The organism is Ferrovibrio terrae, from assembly GCF_007197755.1.
GTDB lineage: Bacteria > Pseudomonadota > Alphaproteobacteria > Ferrovibrionales > Ferrovibrionaceae > Ferrovibrio > Ferrovibrio terrae.
In genome coordinates this window covers 401,430-414,154 of sequence record NZ_CP041636.1, presented here as the reverse complement: position 1 = coordinate 414,154, position 12,725 = coordinate 401,430, and the positions used below count along the sequence as shown (strand labels likewise).

The window sequence follows — 12,725 nt, the reverse complement described above, 5'->3', positions numbered from 1 at the left end:
AACGGGCTTCCGTGAATATGTTCGGCCGTAATCTGGCGCTGTGGGTGATCATCGGCCTTCTGGTCGTGGCGCTGTTCAATCTGTTTCAGGGCCCCTCGATGCGCAGCGGCGCCCAGGCGCTCGCCTATTCCGATTTCCTGAACGACGTGTCGAACGGCCAGATCACCGACGTGGTCGTGCAGAACAGCTCGAACACCGTGACCGGTCATTTCCGCGACGGCCGCAGCTTCACCACCTACATGCCGAACGATCCCGGCCTGATCTCCAAGCTGACCGAGCGCGGCGTGCGCGTCAGCGCGGCGCCGCCCGAAGAAGGCAACCCGCTGTTCAGCATCTTCATCTCCTGGTTCCCGATGCTGCTGCTGATCGGCGTCTGGATCTTCTTCATGCGCCAGATGCAGGGCGGCGGCGGCAAGGCGATGGGCTTCGGCAAGTCGAAGGCGCGCCTGCTCACCGAGCGCCATGGCCGCGTCACCTTCGAGGACGTCGCCGGCATCGAGGAAGCCAAGTCCGAGCTGGAAGAGATCGTCGACTTTCTGCGCGACCCGCAGAAATTCCAGCGCCTGGGCGGCAAGATCCCCAAGGGCTGCCTGCTCGTCGGTCCGCCGGGCACCGGTAAGACCCTGCTGGCGCGCGCCATCGCCGGCGAAGCCAACGTGCCGTTCTTCACCATCTCGGGCTCCGACTTCGTGGAAATGTTCGTCGGCGTCGGCGCCAGCCGCGTGCGCGACATGTTCGAGCAGGCCAAGAAGAACGCGCCCTGCATCATCTTCATCGACGAAATCGACGCGGTCGGCCGCCATCGTGGCGCGGGCCTCGGCGGCGGCAACGACGAACGCGAGCAGACGCTGAACCAGCTGCTGGTCGAGATGGACGGCTTCGAGGCCACGGAGGGCGTGATCCTGATCGCCGCCACCAACCGCCCCGACGTGCTCGATCCCGCCCTGCTGCGTCCGGGTCGTTTCGACCGCCAGATCGTGGTGCCGAACCCCGACATCATCGGCCGCGAACACATCCTGCGCGTCCATATGCGGAAAGTCCCGCTGGGCCCGGATGTCGACCCCAAGATCATTGCCCGCGGCACGCCCGGTTTCTCGGGCGCCGATCTCGCCAACCTGGTGAACGAGGCGGCCCTGCTCGCGGCGCGTCGCAACAAGCGCGTCGTCACCATGTCCGATTTCGAGCATGCCAAGGACAAGGTGATGATGGGCGCCGAGCGCCGCTCGATGGTGATGGGCGAAGAGGAAAAGCGCCTCACCGCCTTCCACGAGGCGGGCCATGCCCTGGTCGGCCTGCATGTGCCCAAGCACGATCCGCTGCACAAGGTGACGATCATCCCGCGCGGCCGCGCGCTGGGCGTCACCATGTCGCTGCCCGAGAAAGATCGTCTGTCGATGTCGCAGCTCGAACTGGAATCGCGCCTGGCGATGATGTTCGGCGGCCGCATGGCGGAAGAGCTGGTCTTCGGCAAGGAGAACATCACCACCGGCGCCTCCAACGACATCCAGCAGGCCACCGGCCTGGCGCGTCGCATGGTCACCGAATGGGGCATGAGCGACAAGCTCGGCCGCCTGCGCTACTCGGACAACGAGGAAGAGGTCTTCCTCGGCCACAGCGTGACGCAGCGCAAGAACGTGTCGGATGCCACCGCGCGCCTGATCGATGAGGAAATCCGCACCATCATCGACACGGCCGAATCGACCGCGCGCCGCATCCTGACCGACTATCGCTCCGAACTCGACCAGATCGCCCTGGCGCTGCTGGAATACGAGACGCTGTCGGGCGATGAGGTGCGCGCGCTGCTGCGTGGCGAGAAGATCATCCGTCCCGATGACAAGACGCCGACGCCCGGCAGCGATGCCGGCCCGCGCTCTGCCGTGCCGACCTCGTCGCGCGGCGGCGGCGCCAAGCCGGGCGGCTTCGAGCCGGAGCCACAGCCTGGTGCATAAAGTGGCCGGCGCGTAAGCGCCACAGCGGACGAATACGACAAACGCCCGGTGGCCAGGAGCAATTCTGGGCCGGGCGTTTTTCTTTGCAAAACTTTGAAATGGGACCCCGGGTCAAGCCCGGGGTGACGATTTTGGGAAGGCGGAGAGGAGTCTCTCACGCCGCCGCGTCTTCCGCCATATGCACCGCCTGGTAGTCCGGCTGCGGCCATTGCGTGTCGGCGAGCCGCTTCTGGGCGTCGAGCAGGGCGCGGATCGCCGCCGTCAGCGCGTCGCTGCAGCGGTCCGGCTGGGCCAGCAGGCCCTGCCTGTCGAGGCAGGCGGCATCGAAGGTCGCGCGCAACAGCGCTTCGGCGCGCCGCACATCCTGCAGGATATCGGCGGACTGGCGGAATGCGGCCGGCAGAGCATCGGCTGGGTCGGACATCGGGGCCCCCTGTGACATGCGGAAAACACTGACTCGCTTGGTCCCGGGCGGCATCTGGCCCTCGCGCCAGCCGGCTTCAAGGGGGCAACAAAGATTTCACAAAGCGCGGAACCGCCAGAGTCGCGCTTCGTTGATTTCCTTCCGTCATGCTAACCTCCCGCCGCATCAGAAGGCCCGATCCAGAGAGAGTCCGCATGCTCACCGTCCATCATCTCGGCAAGTCGCAGTCCGAACGCATCGTCTGGCTCTGCGAGGAGCTGGAGATCGCTTACGAGCTGAAACACTACGCCCGCGCGCCGGTGATGGCGCCGGAAGAGTACCGCGCGCTGCATCCGATCGGCTCGGCGCCGGTGATCACGGATGGAGATGTCACGCTGGCGGAATCCGGCGCGGTGGTGGACTGGATCATCGCGAAACATGGCGACGGGCGTTTGAGCGTGCCGAAGGACGACCCGGCCTTTGCCGACTATCTCTACTGGTTCCATTTTGCCAACGGCACGCTGCAGCCGGCCTTCATGCGGCTGATGGTGTCCGGCCGCTTCAATCCGCCCGAGGATCATCCGGCGCTGAGGCTTGGGCAGCAGCGCATGCAGCGCATTCTCGGCCTGATGGAAACGCGCCTGAGCAAAGTGCCGTATCTGGCTGGCGAATTCTCGGCGGCGGATATCATGACGGTGTTCTCGCTCACCACCATGCGGCATTTTCAGCCCTACGATCTCTCGCCCTGGCCCTGCATCCAGCAGTATCTGGTGCGGATCAGCGCGCGTCCGGCCTACCAGCGCGCCATGCTGAAGGGCGATCCGGGCATGGACCTGCTGCTGGGGTGAGGCGGATACGTCATCCCATCGCAAGTTCGTCATCCCCGGGCTTGACCCGGGGATCCATCCACCCTCGATGGCAAGGGGAATGCCGGGGCCTGCCCTCGACGTTATTCCGGGTCCTGCCTGAGATCCCCGGCCATCGCGCTTTGCGCGAAAGTATATGTATGTCGGCAAAGCCGCCGGGTCCGGGGATGACGTATCTGGGGCGCGAAACGGAAAGGGAGCTCGTCGCTACCGCCCGGCCAGAAAATCCGCGATCCAGCGCATGCCGATGCCATCCGTCTCGCCGTCCGGCGCATCGGCCAGACCGGGTTGCACGTCCTTCTGCGACCGGAGGTCGATCAGGTCGGACAGATAGGCGCGGCTGAATTCCGGGTGAAACTGCACGGACAGCACCGGCGCATTTTGATAGCGCAGGCCGGCGACGGCGCAGGCCGCGGTTTTCGCCACCACTTCACTGTCCGGCGGCTGCACCACGACCTGGTCCTGATGCGAGGCCGGCATCGTGACGCTCCCTGACCTACCGCCCAGCGTGGTCTCATACCGCTCCATGCCGACACGGAAACCGATCGCGGCTTTCTCCACCTTGCCGCCCAGCGCCTCGGCGATGATCTGGTGGCCGAAACACACGCCCACGATGGGGGCGCGTTTCAGCCGCGCTGCTTCGCGAATGAAATCTTTCAGCGGTGCGATCCACGGCAGGTCGTCATAGACGCCGTGGCGCGAGCCGGGGATCAGCCAGGCATCACAGGCCTCCGGCGCGGGCAGCGTCTCGCCATTCACGACGGAGATCGTGGTGAAGCTTGCGCCGGGCAGCAGCGCGCCGAGCTGCGCCGCGAACATCGCCGGATAGCTGATGTATGTGTCCTGCAGCGCCGCGGGGACCGGCCCGCATTCGATGATGCCGATTTTCATTATTACGCTGATTCAGAGATGGGCCTGTTGATGGAGGGAGTATGCGAGATTGGTATTTGTGTCATTTATCGCTCCAATCTCATAAGCATATCATCCATTAAATCGGAGAGAACGCTGTTGTGATCATTTCCAAGATCGCGTTGATCAAGCATTTTCTTAATGTCATCGAGAGCGAGTAATATAATAAGCTTTCCATGCTCTCGTAATGCGCCGCGTGCAGCGGAAATTGCGTTATTGTCTGCTCCATAGCGGCTAATAATAATTGCCGTAGAGCGCAGGGCAGTTAGGTACAGGTACTTTTCTGTCGTGTATATTTGGCCTTGTTTAATTTTCTTTGAGTAATCTTTGAACTCAAAAATAATATACCTAGAGCGGAATTGATCTGCGATTAACTTCCAAACATCGTGATTGGAGGAGACTCTGGCAATTAGATCGTATCTCGATGCACGAGAATGAGTGGATTTTTCACGAGCCCAATTAGTGAGATCTCCTTCAAAGATATACCTCAGAACCTCTGTCATTTTAGTTTCGAATAGTTTGTAGCTCCCGCGGGTATTTTCTGAATTCAATTGCTCCCACAGAGTTTTTCCGTGCACCCGACTTCTGGTTTCAGTCGGCTTATCAAAGACGGATGCCGTATGATCTGGGGCGCTCAGGTCGGCTATGATGCTTATGGTCTCATTTTTACTATCAATGAGAAAATCTGCATCTGACGAAAACGGGCGGGCTTGCCGTATGATTTCATGAAATGTTTCTGTGTATTGAGGGTGTTTTGCCAATAGCAGAAGAAGCTTTGATAAGTCATATACGATCATTTTTGGGAAGCGCAGGTTAATGCTCTTTATTGCGCTTTTTGAAAGTTCGTTTCCCACAATTAAAATTGACTTGGGTGCATTTAAAGCAGACTGAGCCGCATCCAAAACGAATGCAGATTGTAGCAATGAATTAAGAGAAGTTTCTCTTGAACTATATAATTTTACCTCCACCGCCGCCGTGATCTGATTTGCAGAAACTAAAAAATCTGCTGACGGCTGATTTATGCCATTAGGTTCTTTTTGAACATAGAGTTGCTCCGCCCGCAGTATATTTTCAATGATAGATTCAAAGCTTTTCCATACTGATTTTTCCTTCATAATCTTGCCCCTTACCTTAGTGACTTCTACTCACCGCTCTGTCAGCGCCAGCTTCGCGCCGAGCGCGACAAACGCCGCCGCAAAGGTGCGGCGCAGCCACAGCATCACCTGCGGCCGGCTCAGCACATGGTCGCGCACGGCTGCTGCAAAGAGTCCGTAGACTGCAAAGACAGCAAACGTCATCGCCATGAACACGCCGCTCATTTCCAGCATGCGTGGCAGGGCGTCGGGCGCATCGGTGGCGATGAACTGCGGCAGGAAGGCGAAGAAAAAGATCGACAGTTTCGGATTGAGCAGGTTGATCACGATGGCTTCCACCGTCACCTGCAGGAAGGATTGGCGCTGCGGCCCCTTGCCGGTGAGGCTCAAGGAGCCGCGGTCATGCCAGGTCATCCAGGCCATCCACAGCAGATAGGCCACGCCGGCATATTTTACCGCGTCGAACAGCAGCGCACTCGTGTGCAGCAGCGCCGCCAGGCCGGTGATCGCGGCGATCATATGCGGCACGATGCCGAGCGTGCAGCCAAAGGCCGCCACCACGCTGGCCCTGGCCCCGCGCGTCAGCCCGGCGGCCACCGTGTAGATCATGCCGGTGCCCGGCGTGGCGACGACGATCAGCGCGATCAGCAGGAAATCGAGGGTCATGGCAGCGACTCCGGGCAATGGAAAGGCGGGGCGAGGGCGACAGCCTGCCCCGTCCTTTGCTGACTTGCCAAGCTTGCTTTTTGAACCAGAACATGATAGGAACATTCATGGCGGACTCCGTCCACCCTTGAACTGCATATCCTTGCATGCGCTGTCTGGGCTGGGGCGATGGTGATTGCCGGCCCCGCTGCCCTGTACGGCTGCGCGCGGAGGTGGAAAAATCGGTTAACGCGAACCGTCACGAACGCCCGCGAACCGCCATGAACGCCCGCGAACACCCACGAACCGCCACGAACACCAGCGAAGCGCCACGAATGCCAGCGAACACCAGCGACGCAAAACGAACCGCCACGAACGCCCCTGGCAGACCCCATGCAGCGGTCGAGCGGCTGCATACATTGTTGCGCGACGCCGAGCAGACTGGCCGCCCGCTGGTGATGGGCATCGTCAATGTCACCGACGACAGTTTCTCGGGCGATGGCCTGAAAGGCGACACGGCGGCGGCGATTGCCCAGGCGAAGGCACAGGCCGCGGCCGGCGCCGACATTATTGACCTTGGCGCGGAATCGACCCGGCCGGGCGCAGCCCCGGTCTCGTTCCAGCAGGAGATCCATCGCCTGGTGCCGGTGATCGAGGCGCTGCGCCATGACCTGCCGCAGACCCTGCTCTCGGTCGACACGCGCAATGCCGGCACCATGCGCGCCGCCGCCGTGGCCGGCGCGCATCTGATCAACGACATTTCCGCGCTGGAAGGCGAGGGCAGTCTTGATGCGGTGCTGCGCACGGGATTACCCGTCGTGCTGATGCATATGCAGGGCCAGCCCGGCAGCATGCAGCAGGCGCCGCAGTATGCCGATGTCACCGCCGAGGTGCGCGACTATCTCGCCGGGCGCATTGCCGCCTGCCGCGCCGCCGGGCTGCCGCGCGACCGCATCCTGATCGATCCCGGCATCGGTTTCGGCAAGACGGTGGATCACAATCTCGCCCTGCTGCAGCGCTTGCAGGCTTTCCGCCTGCTGGGCTATCCGCTGCTGGTCGGGGTGTCGCGCAAGAGCTTCATCGGCGCCATTGCGCGCGAGGCCGATGCGCAACGGCGTCTGCCCGGCTCGATTGCGGCAGCACTCTGGGCGGCGCAGCAGGGCGCGAAGATCCTGCGCGTGCATGATGTTCCTGAGACCATGCAGGCGCTCGATGTGTGGCAGGCGATGTCGCGCGGCGGGCTGGAGGCTGAAAAGTTCAATGAATCCGCGTGAATGTAACAAGTCGTAACAGCACGCGGACTCTGCCGTTTTGCCGCTTTCTGTGGCATAGTCCCGCGCCACAGACAGTCAACGAGACCGATTCGCATGACCCGCAAATTCTTCGGCACCGACGGCATTCGCGGCCTGGCCAATACCGAGCCGATGACCGCCTCCACCGCGCTGAAAGTCGGCATGGCCGCCGGCGCGTATTTCACGCGCGGCGATCATCGCCATCGCGTGCTGATCGGCAAGGATACGCGGCTGTCGGGTTACATGCTCGAACCCGCGCTGGTGGCCGGCTTCACCGCCGTCGGCATGGATGTGTTCCAGGTCGGCCCGATGCCGACGCCGGCCGTCGCCATGCTGACGCGCGCACTGCGCTGCGATCTCGGCGTGATGATCTCGGCCTCGCACAATCCCTTCCACGACAACGGCATCAAGCTGTTCGGCCCCGATGGCTACAAGCTGTCGGATGAGGCCGAGACTGAGATCGAAGGCATGATCCTGGGCGATGCCGAACCCGCGCTGGCCGCCGCCGACAAGCTCGGTCGCGCGCGCCGGCTGGACGATGCGCTCGGCCGCTATGTCGAATTCGCCAAGGCGACGCTGCCCAAGGGCCGCACGCTGGCGGGCCTGAAAGTGGTGGTCGACTGCGCCAACGGCGCCGCCTACAAGGCCGCGCCCGCCGTGCTGTGGGAACTCGAAGCCGAAGTGATTCCGATCGGCGTGAAGCCGGACGGTTTCAACATCAACCGCGACTGCGGCTCGACGCATCCGACCGCCTTGCAGGAAGCCGTGGTGGCGCATGGCGCCCATGTCGGCGTGGCGCTGGATGGCGATGCCGACCGCCTGGTGATGGTGGACGAGCGCGGCCAGGTGATCGACGGCGACCAGCTGATGGCGGTGATCGCCGAAAGCTGGCTGCGCCAGGGACGGCTGGAAAAGAATGGCCTCGTTGCCACCGTGATGTCGAATCTGGGGCTTGAGCGTTTCGTGCAGAGCATCGGCGTCGAGCTGATCCGCACCAAGGTCGGCGACCGCTATGTGCTCGAGGCGATGCGCAACGAGGGCTACAATCTCGGCGGCGAGCAATCCGGCCATATCATCCTGTCGGATTTCGCCACCACCGGCGACGGCATCGTGGCGGCGTTGCAGGTGCTGGGCGCGCTGTGCGAATCCGGCCAGAAGGCGAGCCAGTTCTGCCGCCGCTTCGCGCCCTATCCGCAGCTTTTGCGCAACGTGCGCCATGCCGGCGGCAAGCCGCTCGACGCGCCCAAGGTGCAGCAGGCCATCGATGCCGCCGAGAAAAAGCTCGGCAAGGCCGGGCGTATCGTCATTCGTCCCTCCGGCACCGAGCCGCTGATCCGCGTGATGGCGGAAGGCGAGGACGAGATGCTGGTGCAGACCGTGGTGGCCGATATCGTCACCGCGCTGGAGCAGGCCGCGTGAGCGCTGCGGGTTCCGCCGCCAAACAGGGCCGCGTTCTGATTATCGCCGGATCGGATTCCGGCGGCGGCGCCGGCATCCAGGCCGATATTAAAACCGTCACCGCGCTCGGCGGCTATGCCATGACCGCGATCACGGCGCTCACCGCGCAGGATACCCGCACGGTGCATGCGATCCATGAAGTGCCGGCTGAGTTCATCGCGCTTCAATTGCGCGTGGTGCTCGAAGACATCGGCGCCGATGCGATCAAGACCGGCATGCTGCATCGCGCCGACATCATCGAGGCGGTGGTCGAGGCGCTGGAAAAATACGCGCCCGATGTGCCACTGGTGGTCGATCCGGTGATGGTGGCAAAGGGCGGCGCCTCGCTGCTGCAGCCCTCGGCCGCCGAGGCGCTGCGCACGAAGCTGATTCCGCGCGCGACAGTGATCACGCCGAACCTGCCCGAGGCCGAAGTGCTGTCCGGGATGAAGGTCGCGGTCGAAGCGGATATGGCGCCGGCCAGCGAGCGCCTGCTGCAGCTCGGGCCGCAGGCTGTTTTGCTCAAGGGCGGTCATCTGCCGGGCGATGCGCTGGTCGATCTCCTGCGCGATTCGCGCGGCGCGCAGCGCTATTCCGATACTCGCATCGACACGACCTCCACGCATGGCACCGGCTGCACGCTGGCCTCGGCGATTGCGACGGGCCTGGCCTTCGGGCTTTCGTTACGCGATGCGGTGGCGCAGGCGAGATCTTATGTGCGCAAGGCGATCGAGACCGCGCCGGGCTTCGGCCACGGCCATGGCCCGCTCAATCACGCGCATACGGTCACAGGAAAAGCGTAAGCAGCACGGCGGTGATCAGCAGCACCGGCATCAGCAGCACGACATAGCGGTAGACATGCCGCTCGCCGCCGGCGATGCCAGCGAAAGCGCAGGCCATCGCCACCTTGCCGGGGAAAAAGGTGGTGAACAGGCTGCCGGTCACGTTCTGTAAGGCGCTGACCCACATGACATTGGCGCCGGCGGAACCTGCAAGGGCTGCCTGCAGCGGCAGCATCAGGCTGTTCGACGCGGTGTTGCTGCCCGTCAATCCGCCGGCGACGGCGGCGAACAACGGCGTCGCCAGCAGCGCATGGCTGCCGGCAAAACCCTGCCAGGCCTGCGCCAGTTCGGCGGGAATGCCGCTGGCGGCCATCAGCCGCGCCATCACCAGGAAGATCAGCGTGGTGGCCACGGCAATGCGTCCGGCCGCCCAGGTCTGCCGGAGAATGCCGCCGGTCTGGCGGGGTTTGAGCGTCAGCGCGCCATAGGCGATCGCCGTCAGCAGCAGCATGACGCCGGCCTGGTAGGCCCAGGGAAACGCCGGCATGTCATCGAACGGCCGCATGATGGCCACGCTCTGCAGCAGCTGCGACAGCGGCGTGATCAGCCGCGTCGACAGCAGCACGCCGATCAGCAGCAGATAGGGCAGGGTGACGCGCAGCATCGTCTTGAGCGGCGGCCGGTTGCGATCCAGCAGCCAGCCAAGCGCCACCAGCGGCGCGGTGGCAATGAGTCCGGCGGTATCGACGGACGCGAAGCGGTTGCCAAGCCAGAGCAGGCCGAACATCGCGCAGGTCCAGACCAGATCGAGCGCCATGTTCTTCGCGCTCAGGCCGAGCCCGAGCCGATGCGACCACCACCAGAACCAGCCGAGCAGCACAACGACGAAGGGCGGCATCAGGCTGGCGCTGTAGAGGCCGAACTGCTGCAGCGGCAGATGCCCCAGCGCCGCGCCGATGGTGGTGCCGATGCCCAACCCGCCCCAGGGCACCAGCATCTGGCTCAACAGACCCACCGCAATCGCCGGCAATGGCGCTACACCCAGCCGGCGCAGGCCGTGAATGGCGAGCGCGAAGCCGACGCCGAAGCCGATGGCGCATTCGATCAGGCCTGAGGCAATGAAGCTGAGGAAGAAGGCGCGGCGATGCGGCGATACCGGCGCAGCCTCTGTCGCCTCGGTCTGGCGCTCGGGGGCGGCGGCCTGGATCACATGATGCACGGTCAGGCCGGCCAGCGTCACGGCGATGGCATGCCAGGCCAGCCAGGCACCTTTCAGGCTTTCGACGAAGAAGAAGCTCACCAGGTCGCGCTCGCCATGGAGCGCGACGATCACGGCCGGGACTGTGGCGACCAGGCCGGCGAGGCTGGCGCGCACCAGCGGGACGCGGCCAGTGGCGACAAGTCCGATCACCAGGATGATCGGAGCGATATAAAGCAGGATCTGCACAGCGCCTTTATAAGACGACCGCCCGTGCGGCGCTATGCGCCGCTAGACAACCGCATGCCGCGCTTCCGGGCCGCGTTCGATCAGGTTGCGCAGGCGCCGCAGGCCATCGGCCACTTCCGAACGATCAGGCGAGGGGGCCAGCGACACCCGCACCCACGGCGGCGGATTCGGGCGACTGTCGAGCAGGAAAGACGTGCAACTGGCGATGCGCACGCCCTGGCCCAGTGCCTGGTTGGTGAATTCGTTGGGTCGCCACGGATTGGGCAGTTCCAGATAGCAATGCAGGCTGGCCGGATTGCTGCGCAGCGTCAGGCCGTCGAAAGCCTCGTTCGCCATCACATTGCGGATCGCGGCTTCCTCGCGCAGGCGATCGACCAGCATCGCCGCCGTGCCGTCCTCGATCCACTGCCGCACGATTTCCTGGTTCAGCCGCGGATTGTTGACCGCGACTGCATGCAGCGCATCGGCAAAGCGTTCGACCAGCACCGGCGGCGCGGCGATCCAGCCGACGCGCAGGCCCGGTGCCATGCATTTCGAGGCGCTGGTGATGTAGATGGTGCGTTCCGGCGCCAGTGCGGCGATCGGCAGCGGCCGGTCCTTGATCAGGAAGCCGTAGACATCGTCCTCGATGATGGTGAGGTCGTGCTTGCGCGCCACCGCGATGATCGCATTGCGACGGTCGGCGGTCATCATCACGGTCGTTGGGTTATGGATGGTGGGCTGTATCAAGACCAGCCGGCTGCCGGTGCGCTTCGCGGCTTCGGCCAGCGCATCGGGTCGCATGCCTTCATCGTCCATCGCCACGGCTTCGAGCCGGATCGGGCGTTGCTGCGCATTCTCGTGCACGCCGCCATAGGTGAGAGATTCGACCAGCATCACTTCGTTCGGCATTGTCATCGCCGTCATCACGATGGCGAGCGCCTGCTGCGCGCCGGCGGTGGCGATCACCTGCTCCGGCGTCACCGACAGGCCGACGCGGCCGATCCAGGCGGCGGCAGCGGCGCGATGCGCCGGATCGCCCAGCGTGCGGCTGTAGCCGAGCAGGTTCTGCAGCCCGCCGCGCATGGAGAGGCGCTGCAGCGAATTGCGCATGATCTCTTCGAAATCGGGCAGGCTGGGCTCGTTGCGCGACAGTTCGATCACGCCCGGCGTGCCCAGCCGCGCAATCTCGCCCTGCGGCGCGACGATCTCGCTGCGGAAGCCGGCCGTGGTGCTCAGGCCGTCAAAGGGCTTTACGAAAGTGCCGCGTCCGACTTCGCCGGACAGCAGGCCCTTCTGTTCGGCCAGCATGTAGCCGCGGCTGACCGTGCCGACGGTGACGCCGAGCTTCCAGGCGAGATTGCGTTGCGGCGGCAGCTTGGCGCCGACCGGCAGTTCGCCCGTCTGGATAGCGGTTTCGATCGCCGTGGCGAGCGCCTGGTAGCGCGGGCCAGGAAATGCTTCGAGATTGGGGATCCACATTGTCATGGTGACAATATTGCCATTGACCCCATGAGAGAGTCAATCAATTATCCAATTGCTCGCATTGAGCGGGTTCAATCATGAAAATCTTCCCAGATATTGGAGGGGTGTTATGAATAATTGTATCGATACAATCGACCGGCCTTATGGTATTGGCCCGGTCGAACGCGCGGGCAGCACGATCGGCCGGGTCATCGACCGCACTGTGACTGTCAGCGCCAAGGGCGCGACGACCATGGTGCTCACGCTGCTCGACTGGCAGCGCCAGGCCCGTGAGCGGGCTGAACTGGCTGGCCTGCCGCAGGAGATTCTGAAAGACGTCGGCCTCACCCGTGCCGATGTGGAAGCCGAGTTGAGCCGCAAGCCGGTCTGGCTTCGATAACGCATGAGGGTTTAAGCCCCCCGGCTGCCGGCGTCGTGTGCGCATCAGATGCACCGAC

General features: G+C 63.7%; 12 protein-coding genes. 6 read left to right on the top strand and 6 right to left on the bottom strand.

Annotated features, from left to right (window positions below; genetic code table 11):
* The first annotated feature begins 11 nt into the window (after window positions 1-11).
* Window positions 12-1,949: an ATP-dependent zinc metalloprotease FtsH gene (gene ftsH / locus FNB15_RS01935; protein WP_144067095.1), complete on the top strand. Its 1,938-nt coding sequence runs from the start codon at window positions 12-14 to the stop codon at window positions 1,947-1,949.
* Window positions 1,950-2,103: 154 nt separating this feature from the next.
* On the opposite strand, the gene FNB15_RS01930 is transcribed toward ftsH, so the two are convergent.
* Complete coding sequence (locus FNB15_RS01930; protein WP_144067094.1) at window positions 2,104-2,373, bottom strand: hypothetical protein; 270 nt, start codon at window positions 2,371-2,373, stop codon at window positions 2,104-2,106.
* Between the two features lie 194 nt (window positions 2,374-2,567).
* Between FNB15_RS01930 and FNB15_RS01925 the strand changes: the two genes are divergently transcribed.
* Window positions 2,568-3,200: a glutathione S-transferase family protein gene (locus FNB15_RS01925; protein WP_144067093.1), complete on the top strand. Its 633-nt coding sequence runs from the start codon at window positions 2,568-2,570 to the stop codon at window positions 3,198-3,200.
* A 225-nt stretch (window positions 3,201-3,425) separates the two neighbouring features.
* Here FNB15_RS01925 and FNB15_RS01920 read toward each other — a convergent pair whose 3' ends face one another.
* The 3 genes from FNB15_RS01920 to FNB15_RS01910 form a co-directional block, all read right to left on the bottom strand.
* Window positions 3,426-4,109 (bottom strand): type 1 glutamine amidotransferase, encoded by a 684-nt coding sequence (locus FNB15_RS01920; RefSeq protein ID WP_144067092.1) that lies wholly within the window; start codon window positions 4,107-4,109, stop codon window positions 3,426-3,428.
* Window positions 4,110-4,174: 65 nt separating this feature from the next.
* Entirely contained in the window at window positions 4,175-5,242 is a 1,068-nt protein-coding gene (locus FNB15_RS01915) for a hypothetical protein (RefSeq protein WP_144067091.1), read from the bottom strand.
* Window positions 5,243-5,272: 30 nt separating this feature from the next.
* Window positions 5,273-5,887 (bottom strand): LysE family translocator, encoded by a 615-nt coding sequence (locus FNB15_RS01910; protein WP_144067090.1) that lies wholly within the window; start codon window positions 5,885-5,887, stop codon window positions 5,273-5,275.
* 398 nt (window positions 5,888-6,285) lie between these two features.
* Between FNB15_RS01910 and folP the strand changes: the two genes are divergently transcribed.
* From folP to thiD, 3 genes are all read left to right on the top strand, one after another.
* A complete protein-coding gene (gene folP, locus FNB15_RS01905) occupies window positions 6,286-7,140 on the top strand; it encodes a dihydropteroate synthase (RefSeq protein ID WP_221932723.1) in 855 nt (284 codons plus the stop codon).
* 93 nt (window positions 7,141-7,233) lie between these two features.
* Window positions 7,234-8,577: a phosphoglucosamine mutase gene (gene glmM / locus FNB15_RS01900; RefSeq protein ID WP_144067088.1), complete on the top strand. Its 1,344-nt coding sequence runs from the start codon at window positions 7,234-7,236 to the stop codon at window positions 8,575-8,577.
* Window positions 8,574-9,398 carry a bifunctional hydroxymethylpyrimidine kinase/phosphomethylpyrimidine kinase gene (gene thiD / locus FNB15_RS01895; protein WP_144067087.1) on the top strand — a complete coding sequence of 275 codons (825 nt, stop codon included), beginning with the start codon at window positions 8,574-8,576 and terminating at the stop codon, window positions 9,396-9,398. The genes glmM and thiD overlap by 4 nt, the downstream gene beginning before the upstream one ends.
* On the opposite strand, the gene FNB15_RS01890 is transcribed toward thiD, so the two are convergent.
* Together FNB15_RS01890 and FNB15_RS01885 are read right to left on the bottom strand one after the other, a co-directional pair.
* Window positions 9,382-10,824 carry an L-lactate permease gene (locus FNB15_RS01890; protein WP_144067086.1) on the bottom strand — a complete coding sequence of 481 codons (1,443 nt, stop codon included), beginning with the start codon at window positions 10,822-10,824 and terminating at the stop codon, window positions 9,382-9,384. The two genes, thiD and FNB15_RS01890, sit on opposite strands and share 17 nt — an antisense overlap.
* A 42-nt stretch (window positions 10,825-10,866) precedes the next feature.
* Entirely contained in the window at window positions 10,867-12,291 is a 1,425-nt protein-coding gene (locus FNB15_RS01885) for an aminotransferase-like domain-containing protein (protein WP_144067085.1), read from the bottom strand.
* Between the two features lie 106 nt (window positions 12,292-12,397).
* Here FNB15_RS01885 and FNB15_RS21035 point away from each other — a divergent pair, with 106 nt between their 5' ends.
* The gene (locus FNB15_RS21035; RefSeq protein ID WP_221932722.1) at window positions 12,398-12,667 is read left to right on the top strand and encodes a DUF1127 domain-containing protein; all 270 of its coding nucleotides are present in this window, start codon (window positions 12,398-12,400) and stop codon (window positions 12,665-12,667) included.
* The last annotated feature ends 58 nt before the right edge of the window (window positions 12,668-12,725 follow it).

Bases quoted from the DNA above. Each gene is read 5' to 3' on its own strand.
- FNB15_RS21035 (WP_221932722.1), top strand. From the start codon at position 12,398: ATGAATAATTGTATCGATACAATCGACCGGCCTTATGGTATTGGCCCG.
- FNB15_RS01925 (WP_144067093.1), top strand. From the start codon at position 2,568: ATGCTCACCGTCCATCATCTCGGCAAGTCGCAGTCCGAACGCATCGTC.
- FNB15_RS01885 (WP_144067085.1), bottom strand. From the start codon at position 12,291: ATGACAATGTGGATCCCCAATCTCGAAGCATTTCCTGGCCCGCGCTAC.
- FNB15_RS01910 (WP_144067090.1), bottom strand. From the start codon at position 5,887: ATGACCCTCGATTTCCTGCTGATCGCGCTGATCGTCGTCGCCACGCCG.
- FNB15_RS01930 (WP_144067094.1), bottom strand. From the start codon at position 2,373: ATGTCCGACCCAGCCGATGCTCTGCCGGCCGCATTCCGCCAGTCCGCC.
- FNB15_RS01915 (WP_144067091.1), bottom strand. From the start codon at position 5,242: ATGAAGGAAAAATCAGTATGGAAAAGCTTTGAATCTATCATTGAAAAT.
- glmM (WP_144067088.1), top strand. From the start codon at position 7,234: ATGACCCGCAAATTCTTCGGCACCGACGGCATTCGCGGCCTGGCCAAT.
- FNB15_RS01920 (WP_144067092.1), bottom strand. From the start codon at position 4,109: ATGAAAATCGGCATCATCGAATGCGGGCCGGTCCCCGCGGCGCTGCAG.